This window comes from Leisingera sp. XS_AS12, assembly GCF_041224635.1.
In the GTDB taxonomy this organism is placed as follows: Bacteria; Pseudomonadota; Alphaproteobacteria; order Rhodobacterales; family Rhodobacteraceae; genus Leisingera.
In genome coordinates this window covers 1-626 of record NZ_JBGFGM010000022.1, presented here as the reverse complement: position 1 = coordinate 626, position 626 = coordinate 1, and the positions used below count along the sequence as shown (strand labels likewise).

General features: G+C 53.4%; 1 tRNA gene and 1 rRNA gene. Both read right to left on the bottom strand.

What is annotated here, in order from left to right:
• Nucleotides 1-117: ribosomal RNA gene (locus tag AB9K35_RS00270) — 23S ribosomal RNA — on the bottom strand; the annotation flags it as partial.
• Between the two features lie 399 nt (nucleotides 118-516).
• A tRNA-Ile gene (locus AB9K35_RS00265) sits at nucleotides 517-593 on the bottom strand.
• Nucleotides 594-626 lie beyond the last annotated feature (33 nt).

Genomic DNA, 626 nt, shown 5'->3' with positions numbered 1-626 from the left:
CAGAGATCCATGGATCAAAGCCTATTCCCGGCTCCCCATGGCTTATCGCAGGGTATCACGTCTTTCATCGCCTCTTACTGCCAAGGCATCCACCAAACGCCCTTCTCGCGCTTGATTTGATCCAGAAAGAGACAGTGCATGTGCACGTCGCGGCACCGGAAGCTGGTAAGAAACCGGCGCCTCTATTTCTGAACCAAAAAGCAAACTATCCCGCTCCCGGTCATGTCGGTGACCAGGAACTTGTTGCAAGATCTGTCGATCTTGCGGGTTAGTGTACTTGACTTGGACAACACTGTCGTTTCAACGAGGCAGACCGCGGTACGTCTGAGGAAAGTGACGTGTTCCGTGGCTCGCATCCTGCCCGAAGGCAATCTGCACCTTGCTGAGGTCTCTCCCACACTCGGGCGACCAACAGTATTGTTGATTGTATCTCTCTTAACGATGTCAATTCGTCCAGTTGGACGTTCAAACATTCGACTGAATGCTTGAAGATCAAACTGTGCCACTCCCAGGGAGTGGTGGGTCGAGGAGGACTTGAACCTCCGACCTCACGCTTATCAGGCGTGCGCTCTAACCACCTGAGCTACCGACCCTAGCTGCTTTTGGCGGAGCCAAAAGATGCGGAA